The organism is Sporosarcina sp. HYO08, assembly GCF_001563475.1.
GTDB lineage: Bacteria > Bacillota > Bacilli > Bacillales_A > Planococcaceae > Sporosarcina.
Window position 1 is genome coordinate 318,291 of the sequence record NZ_LPUT01000028.1, and the last position, 19,803, is coordinate 338,093.

Sequence of the window (19,803 nt, forward strand, 5' to 3'; positions counted from 1 at the left end):
GGAGCTGGAACATGGACGCAAAAAGTAAGTTGTTGCTATTGTTGCAACAAGTTGGGATGACAGATGATGAATACGTTATGCATTTTCAAGATGCAGAGTTAAACAAAGTTGACATCCATCGAAAATCAAGGATTTGGCAATTTACCATTACTCTCCGCCGCCCTTTGCCGGTTCAGATTTATCGTTTGTTTGCCCAGCGAATTCGCGAAGCATTTGCGGCAATTGCAACGATTCGTTTACAGATCACAAGTCAGGCAAAAGAAATTGAAGAACAGCTGCTCATTGATTATTGGCGGCTAGTCGTTGAAGAAATGACAGTCATGTCTCCGCCTATACGTGAACGACTCGTTGGACAAAAGCCTAAGATAACCGGTGATAAAATCATGCTGACATGCGTGAATGATATGGAATACCAAACGTTGAAAGGGAAATATGCGGAACTCATTTCCGAAATGTATACATCATTTGGATTTCCAAGACCGATTGTCGATTTTACATTGGCACAAGAAAACGATGAGGCACTTGCTGCACATATGGCGTTTATTGCAGAACGAGAAGCAGAAGAGGAAGAGTTCGCCAAAAAAGCACTCGAACAACTACAGCAGCGGGAGGCTTCGAAAAAGGATAACGATCAAGTTTCAGGTCCATTCATCCTTGGTATTCCCATTAAAGATGATGAGCAAATGGTTGAAATTCAGTCGATTCAGGATGAGGAGCGACGCGTGACGATTGAAGGATATGTTTTCGACACGGAAGTGCGCGAGCTTCGAAGTGGAAGATCTTTGTTAACATTAAAGGTAACCGACTATACGGACTCTATATTAGTTAAAATGTTCTCAAGGGATAACGAAGATGCGGAAATGATGAAGTCATTGAAGAAAGGCGCGTGGGTTCGCGCGCGGGGTGGTATTCAAAACGATACGTTTGTACGTGATCTGATTATGATGGCCCAAGATATTATGGAAATATCACCCACTATTCGCAAAGATGTGGCGCCGGAAGATCGAAAACGAATCGAATTGCATGCGCATACGATGATGAGTCAAATGGATGCGGTTGTTTCCGCATCCGATCTTGTAGCCCAAGCAGCGAAATGGGGCCACCCGGCGATTGCGATTACAGATCATGCAAATGTCCAAGCGTTTCCTGAGGCTTATGCCGCCGGGAAAAAACATGACATCAAAGTTGTGTTCGGATTGGAAGCCAATTTGGTCGATGATGGTGTACCCATTGTTTATGATGAACAGCATCGGAAACTTGAAGACGATACTTTTGTTGTGTTTGACGTGGAAACGACAGGTCTTTCTGCCGTTTATGACACGATTATTGAATTGGCAGCAGTGAGAGTTAGAAATGGCGAAATCATTGATACATTTGAACGGTTCGCGAATCCTCATCATCCACTATCATCCACAACGACGGAACTAACTGGCATTACGGATGATATGGTGAAGAATGCGCCAGAAGTTGAAGAGGTGATAAAAGATTTCGTTGAATTTATTGGTGATTCAGTTCTCGTCGCGCATAATGCAAAGTTTGATATGGGTTTCTTTTATGAGGCTTCCAAAAAAGCGGGGTTGCCGGCTGTAGCATACCCGGTTATTGACACACTTGAACTTGCCCGTTTTTTACTGCCCGAGTTAAGAAATCACCGGTTAAATACGCTCGCGAAAAGATATAATATTGAGCTTACGCAACATCACCGCGCCATCTACGATACCGAAGCGACCGCTTATCTTTTTATTCAATTTTTAAAGGAATCGTTTGAAAAAGGGATTGAGTATCTGGATGACTTCAACGAAAGAATCGGCGAAGGAGATGCGTATAAACGTTCAAGACCCTCGCATTGTACACTGCTGGCTGTTGATGATGAAGGGTTGAAAAATTTATTTAAATTGGTTTCTTATTCCCATATGAATTACTTCTATCGGGTACCGCGTATTCCTCGCTCTTTGCTGATCAAGCACCGCAAAGGATTATTGGTCGGTTCGGGCTGTGATAAAGGTGAAGTCTTTGAAGGGCTTATGCAAAAATCCCTCGATGAAGTAGAAGAGATCGCCAAGTTTTACGATTATCTAGAGATTCATCCGAAAGCGGTCTATTCCCATTTAATCGAACTGGAACTTATTCGGGATGAATGGAATATGGAAGACATTATGCGGAAAATGATTAAGCTTGGGAAAAAGGTTGGTTTGCCGGTTTGTGTAACGGGGAATGTGCATTATATTGATGAAACCGATGCAACGTTCCGCAAAGTACTTGTTCGATCACAAGGCGGTGCGAATCCGTTAAATCGACATTCCCTTCCGGCGGTTCACTTCCGAACGACTGATGAAATGCTGGAGGAGTTTTCATTTTTAGGTGATCAAGTAGCAGAAGAAATTGTGATCGACAATCCGGCTGCGATCGTCGAAAGGATTGGAAACGTCAAACCGATTAAAGATGATTTGTATACACCCGAAATTGAAGGTGCGGATGAAGAAGTTCGTTCTTTAACGTATTCGATGGCACATAGGATTTATGGCGAAGAGCTGCCAGAAATTATTCAAGCGCGGATCGAAAAGGAATTGAAGTCAATTATCGGCCATGGGTTCGCAGTTATTTATTTGATTTCACATAAACTGGTGAAAAAGTCTTTGGACGATGGCTATCTTGTCGGGTCACGCGGATCGGTTGGATCTTCCCTCGTTGCAACGATGATGGAAATTACAGAAGTCAATCCTTTACCGCCGCATTATGTCTGCCCTTCTTGTAAAGCATCGGAATTCTTTGACGACGGATCAGTAAGCTCCGGGTATGATTTACCAGACAAAGAATGTCCATCTTGCGGAGCAAAAATGAAAAAAGACGGACAAGACATCCCCTTCGAAACGTTTCTCGGATTCGAAGGAGACAAGGTACCTGACATCGATCTCAACTTCAGCGGTGATTATCAAGCGCATGCGCATAATTATACGAAAGAGTTGTTTGGTGAAGAGTATGTTTATCGGGCGGGAACGATTGGCACGGTGGCGGAGAAAACGGCTTATGGGTATGTGCGCGGTTATATGAATGACAATAACTTACATTTCCGCGGCGCTGAAATCGATCGCCTTGTTCAAGGGTGTTCGGGTGTGAAGCGGAACACGGGACAACACCCAGGAGGAATTATTGTTGTGCCGGATAGTATGGAGATTTTCGACTTTTCTCCGATTCAGTTCCCAGCCGACGATACATCATCCAGTTGGAAAACAACACATTTCGATTTCCACTCGATCGATAATAACTTACTGAAACTGGATATCCTTGGACACGATGATCCGACGATGATTAAAATGCTCCAAGACTTGTCGGGAATCGATCCGATTACGATACCGCCAGACGATGAAGGTGTCATGGCATTGTTTAGCGGTACTTCATCACTTGGCGTGACAGAAGAACAAATTGGCTGTAAAACGGGAACGCTCGGTGTCCCTGAATTTGGAACCCGTTTCGTTCGCCAAATGCTAGAGGAAACAAAGCCATCAACATTTTCCGAGCTGATTCAGATCTCTGGACTATCCCATGGTACAGACGTTTGGCTTGGCAATGCACAAGAACTTATTCAAAATAAAACCTGTGAATTGTCAGACGTAATCGGTTGTCGGGATGATATTATGGTTTACTTAATTTATCAAGGACTAGAACCTTCCATGGCATTTAAAATAATGGAGTTTGTTCGAAAAGGTAGAGGCCTCACACCAGAGTTTGAGGCCGAAATGAAAGCGAATAACGTACCGAATTGGTATATTGAGTCCTGTAAAAAAATAAAATATATGTTCCCGAAAGCGCATGCCGCTGCCTATGTTTTAATGGCGCTGCGGATTGCCTATTTTAAAGTGCATCATCCAATTATGTACTATGCCGCCTATTTTACAGTCCGTGCTGCAGACTTTGATTTACTAACGATGACAAAAGGCTCTGCATCGATCCGTGCACAAATTCAAGAGATCAATGCCAAAGGTCTGGATGCATCGCCAAAGGAAAAGTCATTGTTGACAGTGTTGGAAATTGCATTAGAAATGTGGGAGCGAGGATTTACAATGGCAAAACCGGATTTATATAAGTCAGATGCAACCGAATTTTTAATTGAAGGAAATTCATTAATTCCACCGTTCAATGCCATTCCATCCCTTGGAACGAACGTTGCGAAGATGGTAGTAGAGGCACGAAAAGAAGGAGAGTTCTTATCAAAAGAAGATCTTCAAAAGCGTGGTCGGGTATCAAAAACCGTCATCGAATATATGGACGGACTTGGTTGTCTTGAAGGTATGCCCGACGCAAATCAGCTATCCTTGTTCTAAAACGATTAAAACCATGAAAGCAGTTGACAGCACAATATTTGCACCGTTTTTTTACGTGTGGTATGATGAAAACAACTTTTGTAATAGTCTCGCGCAAAAAGAGTGGGTTATCCCGCTCTTTTCTGTTGTTCTGTACTATTTTTATGTAAAGTTTCAGGGAGTTTTGGTTAAAAGGAAAGGGCTTTTATCTTTGTAAGAATTGGCCGAATCCAATGATATTAACCATCTTTACATAAGATTATGATAAGGTTCGGGAGGGTTAAGATGAGTAAAATTACGGAAGAAGTCGAAAAACTCGTTAGTCCAATCGTAGATCACTTAGAGCTTGAGCTCGTTGACATCGAATTTGTCAAAGAAGGAAGAGACTGGTTTTTACGTGTTTATATTGATACACCTGAAGGGAATATCGATATCGATCAATGTGCGCTAGTAAGTGAAAGATTAAGTGAAGAGCTTGACCGCACAGATCCTATTCCGCAAAACTATTTTCTAGAAGTTTCTTCACCTGGCGCCGAGCGTCCGTTGAAAAAGGAAACAGACTTTCAAAATGCGATTGGGCAATATGTATTTATCAAAACATATGAATCGATTGATGGTATGAAGGAATTTGAGGGGTATTTGCTTTCTTATGGGCCAGATTCCGCTGAAATACAGATCCGAATTAAAACACGTACAGTGTCGGTCGTCATTGACAAAGAAAAAATCGCATTTGCACGTTTGGCAATCGATTTTTCTTCATAATTGAATATAGGAGTGATTAACTATGAGTAGTGATCTACTCGATGCATTGACAGCCCTTGAAAAGCAGAAAGGAATATCAAGGGATATATTAGTTGAGGCAATTGAAGCTGCACTTGTGACAGCTTACAAACGTAATTTTAATCAGGCGCAAAACGTGCGCGTCGACTTGAACCTTGCAAAAGGCACGATGAAAGTATACGCCCGCAAAGATGTAGTGGAAGAAGTAGAGGATGATCGCTTAGAAGTGTCTTTAGAAGATGCACAGAAGCTCAATCCCGTATACGAAATCGGTGATATCGTTGAGGAGGAAGTTACGCCTCGCGATTTTGGAAGGATTGCAGCACAAACAGCAAAGCAAGTTGTGACGCAACGTGTGCGAGAGGCTGAGCGCGGTCTGATTTACGATGAATATGTGGATCGTGAAGATGATATTGTGAATGGGATAATTGAGCGCTTCGATGCTCGTAACTTATATGTCGGTCTTGGAAAAGTGGAGGCTGTACTGCCGGTCGGAGAACAAATTCAAACAGAAGTCTACAAACCGCATGATCGCATCAAGGTGTATATTACAAAAGTAGAACGGACATCACGCGGACCTCAAGTATTTGTCTCTAGAACACATCCAGGCCTTTTAAGAAGATTATTCGAAATGGAAGTACCTGAAATTTACGATGGAATTGTAGAGATCAAATCGATTGCCCGCGAAGCAGGAGATCGCTCCAAAATTTCTGTTCATACGAACAATGAAGAGGTGGATCCAGTTGGTTCATGTGTCGGCGCGAGAGGTGCACGTGTCCAAACCATTTCTAATGAATTGAACGGTGAAAAAGTCGATATTGTTGAATGGTCAGAAGATCCAATTGTCTTTGTGGCAAATGCATTGAGCCCTTCAAAAGTATTAGACGTTCAAGTGAATGAGGAAGATCGTTCAACGACTGTCGTTGTGCCAGATTATCAACTTTCGCTTGCGATTGGAAAACGCGGTCAAAATGCCCGACTTGCGGCGAAATTAACAGGCTGGAAAATCGATATTAAAAGTGAGACAGATGCACGTGAACTCGGCATTTACCCACCTGTAATGACAGGGGAAGACGGGCTAGATTCAAAGGAAGTATATGAAGACGACCCATACTTTGACGAAGACTTTTTAGCTGAAGAGCAGGACGCTGAATCTATTGATTTATATGCAGACGAAGAGGAAAAAGACTGATCAGAAAGGATGATGTCATATGGCAAATGTAAGGAAAGTTCCTTTGCGTAAATGTGCGGCGACGGGTGAAATGTTCCCTAAAAAAGAAATGATTCGTATTGTTCGTACAAAAGAAGGAGAAGTTTCAGTGGATCTTACTGGAAAAAAATCAGGCCGTGGGACATATGTATCTAAATCTGAAGAAGCAGTCGAAACGGCTCGTCGCAATCGATCAATTGAAAGCCAGTTAGGCGTTTCTGTGCCTGAACAAGTCTATGAAGATTTATTATATGCAATCCGTCGAGAGGCGATCAAATGAGGGATCCTCAGCGGATTTTACAACTATTGGGCATGGCATCGCGAGCCCGAAAAATCATTACAGGTGAAGATTTAGTCGTGCGGGAAATCCGATCGAACAATGCACAACTTGTCATTGTTTCGGAAGATGCTGCCAAAAATACGATGAAAAAAATAACTGATAAATGTTTATCATACAACGTTGAGAAGCATGTCTTCGGGAAGCGCGAAGATCTCGGTCATGCAATCGGAAAAGAGTCGCGGGTTGTACTCGCATTAACGGACGCTGGCTTTGCCAGAAAACTGTCCGGGCTCCTCAACGAATATAACCGGGGGTGGGCTAATGACGAAAATACGTGTACACGAATACGCGAAACGAGTGAATCGGACAAGTAAAGAAGTAATTGAGGAACTTGGTAAAATCAATGTAAGTGTAACAAACCATATGTCAACACTAGATCATGAGGCGATTTCAAAGTTGGATAGAAAATTTAGCAAACAATCTGCACCAAAAGCAGAAACAAACAATAGAGGACGTCAGGATGCACCAAAATCAGAGCGTCCTGCGGGCAATACATCTTCAGAAAATAGACCTAACCAACCTCGTTCACGCCAAGGCGGACAAAGTACTAATCGTCCAGTGAACAGTGGTCAAAATCGACCAGGGCAAGGAAATCAGCAACGTTCAGGCGGCGGTGCACAAGGCGGCAATCGTCCAGGGCAAGGGAACCAGCAACGTTCAGGCGGCGGTTCACAAGGCAACAATCGTCCAGCAGCAACGTCAGGCGGTCAAAATCGTCCAGGTCAAGGAAATCAACAACGTCCAGGCGGCGGTTCGCAAGGCGGCAATCGTCCAGCTGCAACGTCAGGCGGTCAGAATCGTCCGAACTCACGTCCAGGCGGAGGGAATCCAAATCGGTCGGGCGGCCGCGGCGGACGTCCGCCAGCCCGCGGCATTAACCAAGGACGCCGTAGATATCGTCCAGAGCCACAACCAAAAGTAGAACAACCGCTACCAGAAAAAATCACATTTTATGAATCGCTTTCAGTAGGAGAACTTGCTCAAAAACTTCACCGTGAACCTTCTGAAATTATTAAAAAGTTGTTCATGCTTGGTGTAATGGCAACGATTAACCAAGAGCTTGACAAAGATGCAATTGAACTTATTTGTGCCGATTACGGCGTCGAAGTTGAAGAAGAAATCCGTATAGACGTAACGGATCTAGAGATTTACTTCGAGGAATCAGAAGAAATCGAAGCGGGTAATACTGAACGTCCGCCTGTCGTAACGATTATGGGACACGTTGACCATGGTAAAACCACGCTTCTTGACTCAATTCGAAATACGAAAGTAACCCAAGGCGAAGCCGGTGGAATTACGCAACATATTGGTGCTTACCAAATTACCGAAGGCGATAAAAAGATTACATTCCTTGATACACCTGGACACGCCGCTTTCACAACGATGCGTGCACGCGGTGCAAAAGTAACGGATATTACGATTCTGGTCGTCGCAGCGGATGATGGCGTCATGCCACAAACGGTTGAGGCGATTAACCACGCGAAAGCCGCGGAAGTGCCAATTATCGTTGCGGTAAACAAGATGGATAAACCGACTGCCAATCCTGACCGCGTCATGCAGGAATTAACAGAGCATGGTTTAGTCGCGGAAGCTTGGGGTGGAGATGCGATTTTTGTTCCAATTTCTGCGTTAAAAGGCGAAGGAATCGACCAATTGCTTGAAATGGTCCTTTTAGTTGCCGAAGTAGGTGAATTAAAAGCGAATCCATCTATTCGAGCGCGTGGAACAGTAATCGAAGCAGAGCTAGATCGCGGTCGCGGCGCTGTCGCTACATTGCTTGTTCAGGACGGTACCCTTCACGTTGGAGATCCGATCGTAGTTGGAAATACGTTCGGTCGCGTTCGTGCTATGATCAACGATATCGGCCGCCGCGTGAAAGATGCAGGTCCATCTACACCAGTAGAAATTACAGGTTTAAGTAATGTTCCACAAGCGGGTGATCGTTTTGTCGTCTTTGAAGATGAAAAAACAGCTCGTCAAATTGGGGAGTCAAGAGCAATGGAAGCATTGCAAGAGCAGCGCGGTGAAAAAACACGCGTTACATTGGATAACCTGTTCGATCAAATGAAGCAAGGCGAAATGAAAGAATTGAATTTAATTGTTAAAGCGGACGTTCAAGGAACCGTGGAGGCAATGGCAGCTTCACTGATGAAAATTGAAGTGGAAGGCGTAAATGTGAAAATTATTCACACTGGCGCAGGTGCGATTAACGAATCGGACATTTCACTTGCAGCAGCATCCAATGCGATCGTTATCGGCTTTAACGTTCGTCCAGATGTGAACGCAAGACGTGCAGCTGAGGAAGAAGGCGTAGACATTCGACTACACCGCGTCATTTATAAAATGATTGAGGAAATCGAGTCTGCGATGAAAGGTATGCTTGATCCAGAATACGAAGAAAAAGTAATCGGTCAAGTAGAAGTCCGAGAAACATTTAAAGTGTCTAAAATCGGAACAATTGCCGGAAGCTATGTAACAGAAGGTAAAATTACACGTGATTCTGGCGTTCGTGTCATTCGCGATAATATCGTGATCTTTGAAGGAGAATTGGATACATTGAAACGCTTCAAAGACGATGCGAAAGAAGTTGCGCGAGGCTATGAATGCGGTATTACAATTAAAAACTTCAATGACATTAAAGAAGGCGACGTTATCGAAGCTTTCGTTATGGAAGAAATTAAACGATGATTGTCTACGCCGAATGTTCGTTCTTTATCCCGGAGTCGCATTCATTGAAAGCAAAGAGATCTGTTTTAAAAAGAATGCTTGATCGTGTGAAGAACAGCTACAATGTGTCGATCGCAGAAATTGATCATCAAGATCTTTGGCAGAGAACGACCATTGCGATCGTTGCGACGGCATCTTCAAAAGATGCCGCGGAGCGTGAGGTGAAACGTGTAATTGGATTTTTAGAGTCGAATCCAGAGTGGGAACTATCCAATTCTACGCTTGATTACTATTGATACGGAATCGGGGTGACAACTTATGTCCATGCGTGCTAACCGTGTCGCTGAGCAGATGAAAAAAGAACTTGGTGAAATCATTGGTACAAAAATCAAAGATCCGCGCATCGGTTTTGTAACGATTACAGATGTTGAGGTGACGGGTGATCTTCAGCAAGCAATCGTTTTTATTTCAGTGCTTGGCAGCGATTATGAAAAGGAAAATACGCTAAAAGGTCTAACAAAAGCGAAAGGCTTTATACGTTCAGAAATTGGCCAGCGAATCCGCCTGCGTAAAACGCCAGAAATTGAATTCGAATTTGACCATTCTGTCGCATACGGCAACCGAATCGAATCGCTTCTAAGACAAGTGAAAACTGAAGACAATGAGTAAGTAAATGTTAATGAGAGGAAGTTGATGTCCTAAAGGACTTTCGGCTTCCTCTATTTACGATGAAAATAATTTCTTTCTTAGAGTGAAAGAAAGGGGTTACAATATGGACGGAATTTTGCCATTATGGAAAGAAAAAGGAATGACCTCGCATGATTGTGTTTTTAAATTGCGAAAGATTCTTAAAACGAAAAAAGTAGGCCATACAGGAACGCTTGACCCAAATGTTGAAGGGGTACTTCCGATCTGCATTGGTCAAGCGACAAAAGTAGCCGAGTACATTACAGATTCTGGAAAAGAGTATGTGGCGGTCGTTTCAATTGGCAGGGCAACCGAAACAGAAGATGCAGATGGCGGAGTGGTTGCGCAAGATTTGTCGGAGAAACATTTCACACGTATAGAGATTGAAAAAGTCTTGCAACAATTAACAGGTGAAATTGTTCAAATTCCCCCGATGTATTCAGCAGTCAAAGTAAATGGTCGCAGGCTGTATGAATATGCAAGAAAAGGGATTGAAGTTGAAAGACCAGAACGAATCGTGCAAATAGATGAATTAGAATTGCTTGAACCGCAAGTGCAATACGAAGGAACAGAAATTGAATTCCGTATTCGCGTTGCATGCGGTAAAGGGACATATATCCGCACGCTGGCTGTTCAAATTGGTGAGTTGTTGGGCTATCCAGCACATATGAAACATCTTGTGCGAACGGCATCTGGAGGCTATTTCAAATCTGACTGTCGAACACTGGACGAAATTCGGGAATTAACGGAAGCGGGCCACTTGGATGCTATGATCCGACCATTGGAAGATGCATTATCTCCGTTCCCATCGATTGAGGTGGAAGGGGAATATTGTGATAAAATAATAAACGGACAAGTATTGCCGCTACATTCGATTTTAACGGATGAACAGGCGGTCGTTTTCAAAAAAAATGAAAAGGCTATTGCTGTCTATCGGGAGCATCCAACGAAACCGGGGCTTATGAAGCCGGAAAAGATGTTCCCTTTGAATCAATGAGGGGGAAATTTGATGGATGTATTTCGATTGCGTTATCCAGAGCAAGTAACGATTCAAAATGGAAAAGCTTATTCACTTGCAATCGGCTTTTTTGATGGACTACATAAAGGGCATCAAGCCGTTATACAAGCAGCAAAACAAAAAGCTGTTGAACTCGGTATAGAGTCTGCTGTTATGACTTTTGATCCCCATCCGTCTCATTTATTTGGGGATGGCAAAAACAAAGTCGGTTATATTACGCAGTATGAAGAAAAGGTGAGAGTGCTTGCGAAAATGGGGATTGACGCGCTCTTTATCGTCACTTTCGATTGGCCGCTCGCCTCTTTATCGCCGCAGCAATTTGTAGATATTTTTATTAAAGGAATCGGTGTTCGGCATGTCACTGGTGGTTTCGATTTCACGTTTGGCGCTAAAGGTGCGGGGACAATGGAGCTGATGTCCCAATTAGCTGAAGGGGCGTTTGGAACGACTGTTATTGAAAAAGTAACGGATCAAGACGAAAAGGTCTCTTCTACGCGAATTCGCCGGCTATTATCGGATGGCGATGTTGAGGAAACGGCCAAGCTGCTCGGCCGTCCATTTCGAACGCTTGGTGTTGTCGTAGACGGCGATAAACGCGGCAGGCTGCTTGGGTTTCCGACGGCAAATGTCTCTGTTGATGCAAGTGCTATTTTGCCCGCGAACGGTGTATATGCCGTTCGATTTAGCTTTGACGGTCATGTATACAATGGGGTGTGTAACGTCGGAACGAAACCGACATTTCACGATGCAGAAGATGCCAAAGTAGTTGTGGAAGTACATGTATTAGATTTTGACGGCGACTTGTATGGCAAAAAAACAGCCGTGGACTGGATTGCCTCCATCCGGAAAGAGCAAAAGTTTAGCACTGTTGAGCAATTGGTTGAACAGATTGCGAAAGATAAAAAGCAATCGAAGGAAATACTAGATTCATTAACGTGACAGTTGCAAGTGACGCATGCGCATGTTATGATAAGAACGTGTTTTGAACACGAACTGTTCCTTGGCATTACGAATCACCAACGATTGCTTGGGATCTAGGGATATTTTAAAATTGGGAGGTGAAAAGGATGGCAATTACACAAGAACGTAAACATGAGCTTATTGCAGAATTCAAAACTCATGAAAACGATACTGGATCTGCAGATATTCAGATCGCTATCCTTACTGAAGAGATCAATAACCTGAACGCTCACTTGAGCACTCATAAGAAAGACCACCACTCACGTCGTGGACTTTTGAAAATGATCGGTCGTCGTCGTAAGCTTCTTAAATACTTACGCGAGACAGAAGTTCAGCGTTACCGTGATCTTATTGCGAAACTCGGCCTACGCCGTTAATAAGATGACTATTGGAAAGCGGGCTATGCCCGCTTTTTTCTTTTTTCATGCCTATGCAACAAAAAACTTAGACATAACCCTGAATACGGTGAATTAAGCTAAAAGAGTCCTTGATCAAGAGATCGGGGGCTCTTTTTTAAAACAATCGATGACAGTTACTTAGACAGTCACGCGGAAAAGTATGGGGAAAGAGACGGGATTTTTCGTTTCCCGGATGGGGGGCTTAATTTGTCGCGTACAGGGATTTCAAACTTACGCATCGCTTGACTGAATGGAATCACAAGCCGGTTTGAAAAACACTTATGAATAAAGTTGCATCCCTTACCGTAGCATGTGTAAAATGGAAGAAAATTGTAGCTTTCAATATAAGGACTTGGGGGATGCGGAGTGGCTATTAGAAATGTAATGGAAATGATTGTACGTGATGTTTTACTGAATAATAAACAGGAATTAAAATTAACTTGTTCATGTGACAGATGTTTGAATGACATTATGGCTCATGCACTTAATCATTTGCCGCCGCGGTATATCGTCAATTCTGACCATCAGCCGTATGTCCGAGTAATGCACGAAGCAGATCGTGACGGTGCGATTAATATATTACGGGTTGTTACACAGGCGGCAATAGTTGTCTCAGCAAATCCTCGTTGTCAAGAACATAAAGTGCTAAGGTGAAAGAATATACAAAACAAGCAAAGGCGCCTTCCAAGCGGTAGCCGAAGTAAGAAGACTGGGAGTGCTCTTCTCCGGGCTTCTTGCGGGAGGCATCCGCAAGCGCCGAAGCGAGTTTGAAGGTTTATTTTAGCACTTAACACGATCTATTTCGTGATCTCCTCCTGCTTTTCTCCCCCCCATTCTACACAAAACACCAAAATTCCATTTTATACCCCAATTTTATACTAGAAACTCCAATAAAGTGGTATACTTTATAAATGTGCCCTTGTGACAGTTAATAATGATAAAACTTGTGTTTTTTGAGCGCAATAACTTACACTATTATTAATACATACAACGTATAAAGGTTGCAATATGGAGAGGAGTTCTACTATGTCAGAACAGAAAAAAGTGTACACACTTGATTGGGCGGGCCGTCCACTTACAATTGAAACAGGCCAGCTTGCAAAGCAAGCGAATGGAGCAGTTCTTGTCCGCTACGGCGATACATCCGTACTGTCTACGGCGACTGCTTCTAAAAAACCGAAAGCGCTTGATTTTTTCCCGCTTACTGTGAACTATGAAGAGCGTCTTTATGCCGTTGGAAAAATTCCAGGCGGCTTCATCAAACGTGAAGGCCGTCCATCCGAGAAGGCCGTTTTAACGAGCCGTCTCATTGACCGTCCAATTCGTCCATTGTTTGCGGACGGTTTCCGTAACGACGTTCAAGTAATTTCGCTCGTTATGTCAGTCGACCAAGACTGCCCATCGGAAATGGCAGCAATGTTCGGTTCGTCCCTTGCATTGTCAATTTCTGATATTCCATTTGAAGGTCCAATCGCGGGCGTTCAAATTGGTCGCATTGACGGAACATTTGTGATCAATCCAACGCCAGCACAATTAGAGCAAAGTGATCTTGATCTAGTTGTAGCGGGTACAAAAGATGCGATCAATATGGTTGAAGCGGGTGCCAAAGAAGTATCGGAAGATGTCATTTTGGAAGCCATTATGTTTGGGCATGCAGAAATTATTAAGCTCATTGAATTCCAAGAAAAGATCGTCGCTGAAATTGGTAAAGAAAAAATGGAAATCGAACTATTCCAGCTTGATGAAACACTATTAGATGAAATTACGAATAGCTGCGAAAAAGAGTTGATCCAAGCGATTCAAACGGAAGAAAAGCATGCACGTGAAGAAGCAATTAATGAAGTGAAAAATACAGTCATCGAACGCTACAGTGAAAATGAAGCGGATGATGAAACAATGAAACAAGTCCGTGCCATTTTAGATCATCTCGTTAAAGAAGAAGTACGCCGCCTCATTACCGATGAAAAAGTTCGTCCCGATGGCCGTGGATTAGAAGAAATTCGTCCGCTTGCATCTGAAGTAGGTATTTTACAGCGAACGCACGGTTCGGGTCTCTTCACGCGCGGTCAAACACAAGCACTAAGCGTATGTACACTTGGCGCGCTTGGTGAAGTTCAAATCATTGACGGGCTTGGCTTAGAAGAGTCTAAACGATTCATGCATCATTACAACTTCCCGAACTTTAGTGTTGGGGAAACAGGTCCAATCCGTGGGCCGGGTCGTCGTGAGATCGGTCATGGTGCTTTAGGTGAGCGTGCGCTAGAAGCAGTCATTCCAAACGAGACTGAATTCCCATATACAATTCGTCTTGTGGCAGAAGTGCTAGAGTCAAATGGGTCTTCTTCACAAGCATCGATTTGTGCGTCTACAATGGCGATGATGGATGCGGGTGTTCCGATTAAAGCACCGGTTGCGGGGATTGCAATGGGTCTTGTGAAAAAAGGAGAAAACTACTCTGTTCTTTCCGATATCCAAGGAATGGAAGACCACCTTGGAGATATGGACTTTAAAGTGGCGGGTACAGAAAAAGGAATTACCGCGCTGCAAATGGACATTAAAATTGAAGGACTGTCACGCCAAATTTTAGAAGAATCATTAGCGCAGGCTAAAATTGGACGTTTGAAAATTTTAGAACATATGATGTCGGCTATTTCAACGCCGCGCGAAGAGCTTTCCGCATATGCACCTAAAATTGTCATGATCAAAATCAATCCGGATAAAATTCGTGACGTTATTGGACCAGGTGGAAAAGTGATCAATAAAATCATTGAAGAAACAAATGTTAAAATCGATACCGAACAAGACGGAACGATTTACATTTCTTCCCCTGACAACGATATGAATCGTAAAGCAAAAGAAATGATCGAAAATATTGTACGTGAAGCAAAAGTGGGAGAATATTATTTAGGAAAAGTAAAACGCATTGAGAAATTCGGTGCATTCCTAGAAATCTTCTCAGGAAAAGATGGCTTGCTGCATATTTCTGAAATTCAAGAAGAGCGAACGAAAGCCGTCGAAGATGTATTGAAATTGGGTGACGAGCTGCTCGTCAAAGTAATTGAAATCGATAACCAAGGCCGTGTGAATTTATCCCGTAAGGTAGTTCTGCGCGAAGAGAAAGAAGCTGCAAAAAAAGAACAGGAATAAAGATTGTTTGACATGACAGAAAGCCTCTCTTCATATACATGAAGACGGAGGCTTTTGTCATCTTATAGGGGGAAACCATATGATTGAAAAATACGTTTGCCAAAATGGCGTTCGAATTGTTTTTGAAAAAATGCCATATGTCCGTTCAGTAGCCATCGGGTTATGGGTGGGGGCAGGCTCAAGCGATGAGTTAGAAAAAGAAGCAGGCATTGCACATTTTCTCGAGCATATGCTGTTTAAAGGCACGAAAACGCGAACTGCGAGAATGATTGCTGAACAATTCGATCAAATTGGCGGAGATATAAATGCTTTTACTTCAAAAGAAATGACGTGTTATTTTACAACTGTTCTCGATCATCACGCCTCGCGAGCATTAAGCATTCTGGCAGATATGTTTTTCAATTCTACATTTGCCGAAGAGGAAATTAAGAAGGAAAAAATGGTTATTTTAGATGAAATTGCGACTGTGGAAGATACGCCCGATGATGACGTTGACGAAAGACTGTGGTCTAAGATGTATGCAAATGATGCCATCGGAAAACCAGTGCTTGGCCATACTGCTGCGATCGAAAAATTTAACGAAGAAATGATTCGCCATTTTAAAGGAAGATTGTACACGCCTGAAAATCTTGTCATTTCGATTGCTGGAAATTATGATGAACGGCTTATATTACTTGTTGAATCATTATTTGGCACTTTTCGCAATGAGACAATACCAATAGAATCAGAGGGAAAGAAGCAGCCAATTTTTCAAAGCGGGGTCACTATAAAAACAAAAGAGACCGAGCAAGCGCACATTTGTATGGGGTTTCCAGGGCTTGCTGTCCGTGACGAAAAGCTATATGATCTCATCCTTTTGGATAGCATATTTGGGGGAACGATGTCTTCCAGATTATTTCAAGAAGTTCGCGAAGAACGAGGACTTGCTTATTCTGTGTATTCGTATTATGCAGCTTACCGAGAAGCAGGAGCCTTTGTCATTTACGGGGGATGTGCGCCGAATAATTTAAAGGAAATGACGACGACCATTGATGGCATTATTGAGCGTACAATTTATGATGGCTTTTCTAAAAATGAACTTCATAATGCAAAAGAACAGCTCAAAGGCGGTTTTTTACTGAGCCTTGAAAGCTCAGAGTCAAGAATGCATCGCAATGGGAAAAATGAATTACTGTTAAGAAACCACAAAACAATCGAAGAGGTTGAGGCGCTCATTGAACGTGTGGAAGCGGATGATGTGCATAAAATGGCGCAAAATATACTTTCAAAAAAACATGCTGTTTCGATTATTGGACCTGAACTTATTAGAAAAGAACGCAATGGGGTTTAACCTTTTTGCGTTCTTTTCATTTCGTCGTGAAGCTTTCCCGCCGTTCATTCATAAGATAACTAATGAGGAGATAGGAAAGGGGAATGTGAATGCTACTTTCAGATCTTGCGCAAAAGGAGCTTATCCAAGTAACGGATGGCGTGCGATATGGATTCTTGGCTGACACGGACTTGATCTTTGATAGCAAAACGGGTGCTATTATTGGATTTGAAATACGAAAAAAATCTGGTCGTTTCTCATTCAAAGGGCGGCAAGAACAGTCTGAGGAATTTATCCCTTGGGAAGAAATTGTTTTGATTGGTGAGCAACGAATCCTATTTGGAAAAACACATCAAATGACGGAGTTGAACCTCAATGAGTAATCCTAATGGAGATTGGCTTTTCATCGGCAGTGATCAAAGGTTAGCTGCGTGCAGTGAGATCATGTCTGAAAGAGGATATGTATGTCATTACGTTGGAACGGATCATTATTCAGAGCGGTTAGATGAAGCCATTCTAGAAATCGCGCCTCAAAATATTGTGTTTCCTATACTAGAGCTAAAAGGTGAGGTTACTTCCCAAAAAGAGTGGAGAAAAGATACGCGGCTATATACAGGCATTGCTTCCGAAAAATGGTTGGCTCCTTTTAAAGAAGCCGGACTCACAGCAGACTCTTATTTACAAGAGGAGCAATTCATTTGGCAAAATGCGATACTGACTGCGGAAGCTTTTGTACATGAATACTATGCTCGAAATAAGCGAATCATTGCAGGGAATCATTTTTATGTAGCTGGCTTTGGGAGAGTCGGCAAAGCGGTTGCACATGTATTGAGCGCGCTTGGGGCATTTGTGACTGTAGCGGCACGGTCGGATGCACAGCTCGGCGAAGCATCGGCATTTGGATATGGAACGATTCGTTTAACGGATGAATTCTCACTAGATAAAGGAAATTTGGTGAATACGATCCCTGCGAAATGGCTTTCAATTGATGAAAAATGTGCTTCACTTCATGTTTTTGATTTAGCTTCTGCGCCCGGATGCCTAAAGGAACACCCAGCTCCTGAATACTATACAATACTCCTTGGATTACCGGGAAAGCATTTTCCGGTCGATGCAGCGACTGCTTTAGCAGATGCGCTCGAAAGGATGTATATTCGATGAAAGGGGAGCATCATGTTACAAGGAAAACGTATTGGCCTTGGTATTACCGCTTCACATTGCACGTATGACGCCCTTCTTCCGATGATCAACTCGTTGAAAGACGCGGGTGCTTCGGTTGTGCCGATTATTACCCATTCGGTTTTGACAGCCGCCACCCGTTTCGGTACAGGTGAGGAATGGATTGCCCGTATCGAGGAGGCGACCGGTGAAAAAGTGATTTCGACAATTGTTGGCGCTGAGCCATTTGGACCAAAAACACCTGTGGATTGTATGATTATTGCACCAATGACGGGCAATTCAATCAGCAAATTTGCGAATGCTGCGACAGATTCCCCAGTTCTCATGGCGGCTAAAGCAACGTTACGCAATAATAGTCCAGTTTTAATTGGGATCTCAACGAATGATGCGCTTGGTCTGAACGGTGTAAATATTATGAAGTTGTTAAACATGAAAAATGTTTTCTTTATCCCATTCGGGCAAGATGATCCATACAAAAAGCCAAATTCTTTAATCTCCGACTTTTCACTTATGGTTCCTGCTGCTGCCGCCGCACTTGAGCATAAACAATTGCAACCATTATTAATTATTCATGAAGAAAAATAAAAACACAGTACAGAATATTCTTAGATATGATATAATTCCTCCAATGAACATTATTGGTGACATGGAAGATGCATCATTCGACCTGTCTCGCTAAAAAAAGAAAGTGAGATCGAATGTCCTTAAATTGCATCTTAATATGCCATCACACCAGGTAAAAGTTGAAGGGGAGATTAGGATGAAGAAAGTAAATGTAGCGATTGTTGGCGCAACGGGGGCAGTCGGAACAAAAATTCTTGAAAAATTAGTAGAGCGTAATTTTCCAGCTCAATCTATAAAATTACTTGCATCCAAACGTTCGGCTGGAGTAGAAATTCAAGCTGGCGGTCATACGTATACAGTGGAAGAAACGGTTCCGGATGCGTTTGACGGGATCGATATTGCATTTTTTAGTGCCGGTGGATCTATCTCGAAAATGTTCGCACACGAAGCCGTTTCACGCGGTGCAGTCGTCATTGATAATACAAGTGCATTCCGAATGGACGAAAATATTCCACTTATCGTTCCAGAAGTAAATGGCCAGTTACTGAAAGAAAAACAAGGAATTATTGCTAATCCAAACTGTTCTACCATTCAAATGGTAGCTGCATTGAAGCCTGTAAAAGAACAATTTGGTTTAAATCGTATCGTTGTTTCTACTTATCAAGCAGTGTCTGGTGCAGGTTCAGAGGCGATTGATGAGTTATCTGCTCAAAGTATGCAATTTGAAAACAGAGACTCTATCGAAGCTAAAGTACTTCCATCGGCATCAGCAGAACGTCACTATCCAATCGCATTCAATGCGATCCCTCAAATTGATGCATTTGATCCATCGGGATATACACTTGAGGAATTGAAGATGATGAATGAGACGAAAAAGATTTTCGGCGATAATGAGATGTCTGTGACTGCGACTTGTGTTCGACTTCCGGTAGTAACAGGACATTCTGAGTCAGTGTATATTGAAGTGGACAAAGAAAATGTCTCTGTTGAGGAAATTCGAGCGAGTATGGAAGGGATCACAGGGATTGTCGTTCAAGACGATCCGGCTACACAAACTTATCCAATGCCGTTATACGCAGAAGGAAGAGATGAAGTGTTCGTCGGCCGTATTCGAAAAGACCCGCATAGCCCAACAGGTTTTCATATGTGGATTGTCTCTGATAACTTATTAAAAGGTGCAGCTTTAAATTCTGTTCAAATTGCTGAAATGCTGATCGAACAGTAATTGATTTAAGAAATGAGC

General features: G+C 42.8%; 18 protein-coding genes. All 18 read left to right on the forward strand.

Annotation, left to right across the window (positions count from 1 at the left end):
• Positions 1–11 precede the first annotated feature (11 nt).
• Positions 12–4,322, forward strand: a complete 4,311-nt coding sequence (locus tag AU377_RS12965; RefSeq protein ID WP_067408187.1) for a PolC-type DNA polymerase III — start codon at positions 12–14, stop codon at positions 4,320–4,322.
• Positions 4,323–4,586: 264 nt separating this feature from the next.
• The gene (gene rimP, locus AU377_RS12970) at positions 4,587–5,063 is read left to right on the forward strand and encodes a ribosome maturation factor RimP (protein WP_067408188.1); all 477 of its coding nucleotides are present in this window, start codon (positions 4,587–4,589) and stop codon (positions 5,061–5,063) included.
• Between the two features lie 22 nt (positions 5,064–5,085).
• Positions 5,086–6,273 carry a transcription termination factor NusA gene (gene nusA / locus AU377_RS12975; RefSeq protein ID WP_067408189.1) on the forward strand — a complete coding sequence of 396 codons (1,188 nt, stop codon included), beginning with the start codon at positions 5,086–5,088 and terminating at the stop codon, positions 6,271–6,273.
• Positions 6,274–6,292: 19 nt separating this feature from the next.
• The gene (gene rnpM / locus AU377_RS12980) at positions 6,293–6,571 is read left to right on the forward strand and encodes an RNase P modulator RnpM (RefSeq protein WP_067408190.1); all 279 of its coding nucleotides are present in this window, start codon (positions 6,293–6,295) and stop codon (positions 6,569–6,571) included.
• Positions 6,568–6,945 carry a YlxQ family RNA-binding protein gene (locus AU377_RS12985; RefSeq protein WP_067408191.1) on the forward strand — a complete coding sequence of 126 codons (378 nt, stop codon included), beginning with the start codon at positions 6,568–6,570 and terminating at the stop codon, positions 6,943–6,945. Before rnpM ends, AU377_RS12985 begins: the two co-directional genes overlap by 4 nt.
• A complete protein-coding gene (gene infB, locus AU377_RS12990; protein ID WP_067408192.1) occupies positions 6,893–9,319 on the forward strand; it encodes a translation initiation factor IF-2 in 2,427 nt (808 codons plus the stop codon). The genes AU377_RS12985 and infB overlap by 53 nt, the downstream gene beginning before the upstream one ends.
• Entirely contained in the window at positions 9,316–9,594 is a 279-nt protein-coding gene (locus tag AU377_RS12995; RefSeq protein ID WP_067408193.1) for a DUF503 domain-containing protein, read from the forward strand. The genes infB and AU377_RS12995 overlap by 4 nt, the downstream gene beginning before the upstream one ends.
• 22 nt (positions 9,595–9,616) lie before the next feature.
• The gene (gene rbfA / locus AU377_RS13000) at positions 9,617–9,967 is read left to right on the forward strand and encodes a 30S ribosome-binding factor RbfA (RefSeq protein WP_067408194.1); all 351 of its coding nucleotides are present in this window, start codon (positions 9,617–9,619) and stop codon (positions 9,965–9,967) included.
• A gap of 103 nt (positions 9,968–10,070) precedes the next feature.
• Positions 10,071–10,982: a tRNA pseudouridine(55) synthase TruB gene (truB, locus tag AU377_RS13005; protein WP_067408195.1), complete on the forward strand. Its 912-nt coding sequence runs from the start codon at positions 10,071–10,073 to the stop codon at positions 10,980–10,982.
• Positions 10,983–10,994: 12 nt separating this feature from the next.
• Positions 10,995–11,942, forward strand: coding sequence for a bifunctional riboflavin kinase/FAD synthetase (locus AU377_RS13010; protein WP_067408196.1), 948 nt, complete (start codon positions 10,995–10,997; stop codon positions 11,940–11,942).
• A gap of 128 nt (positions 11,943–12,070) precedes the next feature.
• Complete coding sequence (gene rpsO / locus AU377_RS13015; RefSeq protein ID WP_067408197.1) at positions 12,071–12,340, forward strand: 30S ribosomal protein S15; 270 nt, start codon at positions 12,071–12,073, stop codon at positions 12,338–12,340.
• Positions 12,341–12,727: 387 nt separating this feature from the next.
• Complete coding sequence (locus AU377_RS13020; protein ID WP_067408198.1) at positions 12,728–13,015, forward strand: late competence development ComFB family protein; 288 nt, start codon at positions 12,728–12,730, stop codon at positions 13,013–13,015.
• A gap of 372 nt (positions 13,016–13,387) precedes the next feature.
• Positions 13,388–15,508, forward strand: coding sequence for a polyribonucleotide nucleotidyltransferase (gene pnp / locus AU377_RS13025; protein WP_067408199.1), 2,121 nt, complete (start codon positions 13,388–13,390; stop codon positions 15,506–15,508).
• Positions 15,509–15,587: 79 nt separating this feature from the next.
• Complete coding sequence (locus AU377_RS13030; RefSeq protein WP_067408200.1) at positions 15,588–16,838, forward strand: pitrilysin family protein; 1,251 nt, start codon at positions 15,588–15,590, stop codon at positions 16,836–16,838.
• A gap of 89 nt (positions 16,839–16,927) precedes the next feature.
• The gene (locus AU377_RS13035; protein ID WP_067408201.1) at positions 16,928–17,200 is read left to right on the forward strand and encodes a YlmC/YmxH family sporulation protein; all 273 of its coding nucleotides are present in this window, start codon (positions 16,928–16,930) and stop codon (positions 17,198–17,200) included.
• Positions 17,193–17,978 carry a hypothetical protein gene (locus AU377_RS13040; protein ID WP_067408202.1) on the forward strand — a complete coding sequence of 262 codons (786 nt, stop codon included), beginning with the start codon at positions 17,193–17,195 and terminating at the stop codon, positions 17,976–17,978. Before AU377_RS13035 ends, AU377_RS13040 begins: the two co-directional genes overlap by 8 nt.
• Positions 17,979–17,990: 12 nt before the next feature.
• Complete coding sequence (locus tag AU377_RS13045; protein ID WP_067408203.1) at positions 17,991–18,581, forward strand: dipicolinate synthase subunit B; 591 nt, start codon at positions 17,991–17,993, stop codon at positions 18,579–18,581.
• Positions 18,582–18,756: 175 nt separating this feature from the next.
• Positions 18,757–19,785: an aspartate-semialdehyde dehydrogenase gene (locus tag AU377_RS13050; protein WP_067408204.1), complete on the forward strand. Its 1,029-nt coding sequence runs from the start codon at positions 18,757–18,759 to the stop codon at positions 19,783–19,785.
• The last annotated feature ends 18 nt before the right edge of the window (positions 19,786–19,803 follow it).

What these genes read in the sequence shown, in the direction of transcription:
- infB (WP_067408192.1), top strand. Translation starts at nt 6,893, where the DNA reads ATGACGAAAATACGTGTACACGAATACGCGAAACGAGTGAATCGGACA.
- pnp (WP_067408199.1), top strand. Translation starts at nt 13,388, where the DNA reads ATGTCAGAACAGAAAAAAGTGTACACACTTGATTGGGCGGGCCGTCCA.
- rimP (WP_067408188.1), top strand. Translation starts at nt 4,587, where the DNA reads ATGAGTAAAATTACGGAAGAAGTCGAAAAACTCGTTAGTCCAATCGTA.
- truB (WP_067408195.1), top strand. Translation starts at nt 10,071, where the DNA reads ATGGACGGAATTTTGCCATTATGGAAAGAAAAAGGAATGACCTCGCAT.
- AU377_RS12965 (WP_067408187.1), top strand. Translation starts at nt 12, where the DNA reads ATGGACGCAAAAAGTAAGTTGTTGCTATTGTTGCAACAAGTTGGGATG.
- AU377_RS13050 (WP_067408204.1), top strand. Translation starts at nt 18,757, where the DNA reads ATGAAGAAAGTAAATGTAGCGATTGTTGGCGCAACGGGGGCAGTCGGA.
- rnpM (WP_067408190.1), top strand. Translation starts at nt 6,293, where the DNA reads ATGGCAAATGTAAGGAAAGTTCCTTTGCGTAAATGTGCGGCGACGGGT.
- AU377_RS13030 (WP_067408200.1), top strand. Translation starts at nt 15,588, where the DNA reads ATGATTGAAAAATACGTTTGCCAAAATGGCGTTCGAATTGTTTTTGAA.
- nusA (WP_067408189.1), top strand. Translation starts at nt 5,086, where the DNA reads ATGAGTAGTGATCTACTCGATGCATTGACAGCCCTTGAAAAGCAGAAA.
- AU377_RS12995 (WP_067408193.1), top strand. Translation starts at nt 9,316, where the DNA reads ATGATTGTCTACGCCGAATGTTCGTTCTTTATCCCGGAGTCGCATTCA.
- AU377_RS13045 (WP_067408203.1), top strand. Translation starts at nt 17,991, where the DNA reads ATGTTACAAGGAAAACGTATTGGCCTTGGTATTACCGCTTCACATTGC.
- rbfA (WP_067408194.1), top strand. Translation starts at nt 9,617, where the DNA reads ATGTCCATGCGTGCTAACCGTGTCGCTGAGCAGATGAAAAAAGAACTT.
- AU377_RS13040 (WP_067408202.1), top strand. Translation starts at nt 17,193, where the DNA reads ATGAGTAATCCTAATGGAGATTGGCTTTTCATCGGCAGTGATCAAAGG.
- AU377_RS13035 (WP_067408201.1), top strand. Translation starts at nt 16,928, where the DNA reads ATGCTACTTTCAGATCTTGCGCAAAAGGAGCTTATCCAAGTAACGGAT.
- rpsO (WP_067408197.1), top strand. Translation starts at nt 12,071, where the DNA reads ATGGCAATTACACAAGAACGTAAACATGAGCTTATTGCAGAATTCAAA.
- AU377_RS13010 (WP_067408196.1), top strand. Translation starts at nt 10,995, where the DNA reads ATGGATGTATTTCGATTGCGTTATCCAGAGCAAGTAACGATTCAAAAT.
- AU377_RS12985 (WP_067408191.1), top strand. Translation starts at nt 6,568, where the DNA reads ATGAGGGATCCTCAGCGGATTTTACAACTATTGGGCATGGCATCGCGA.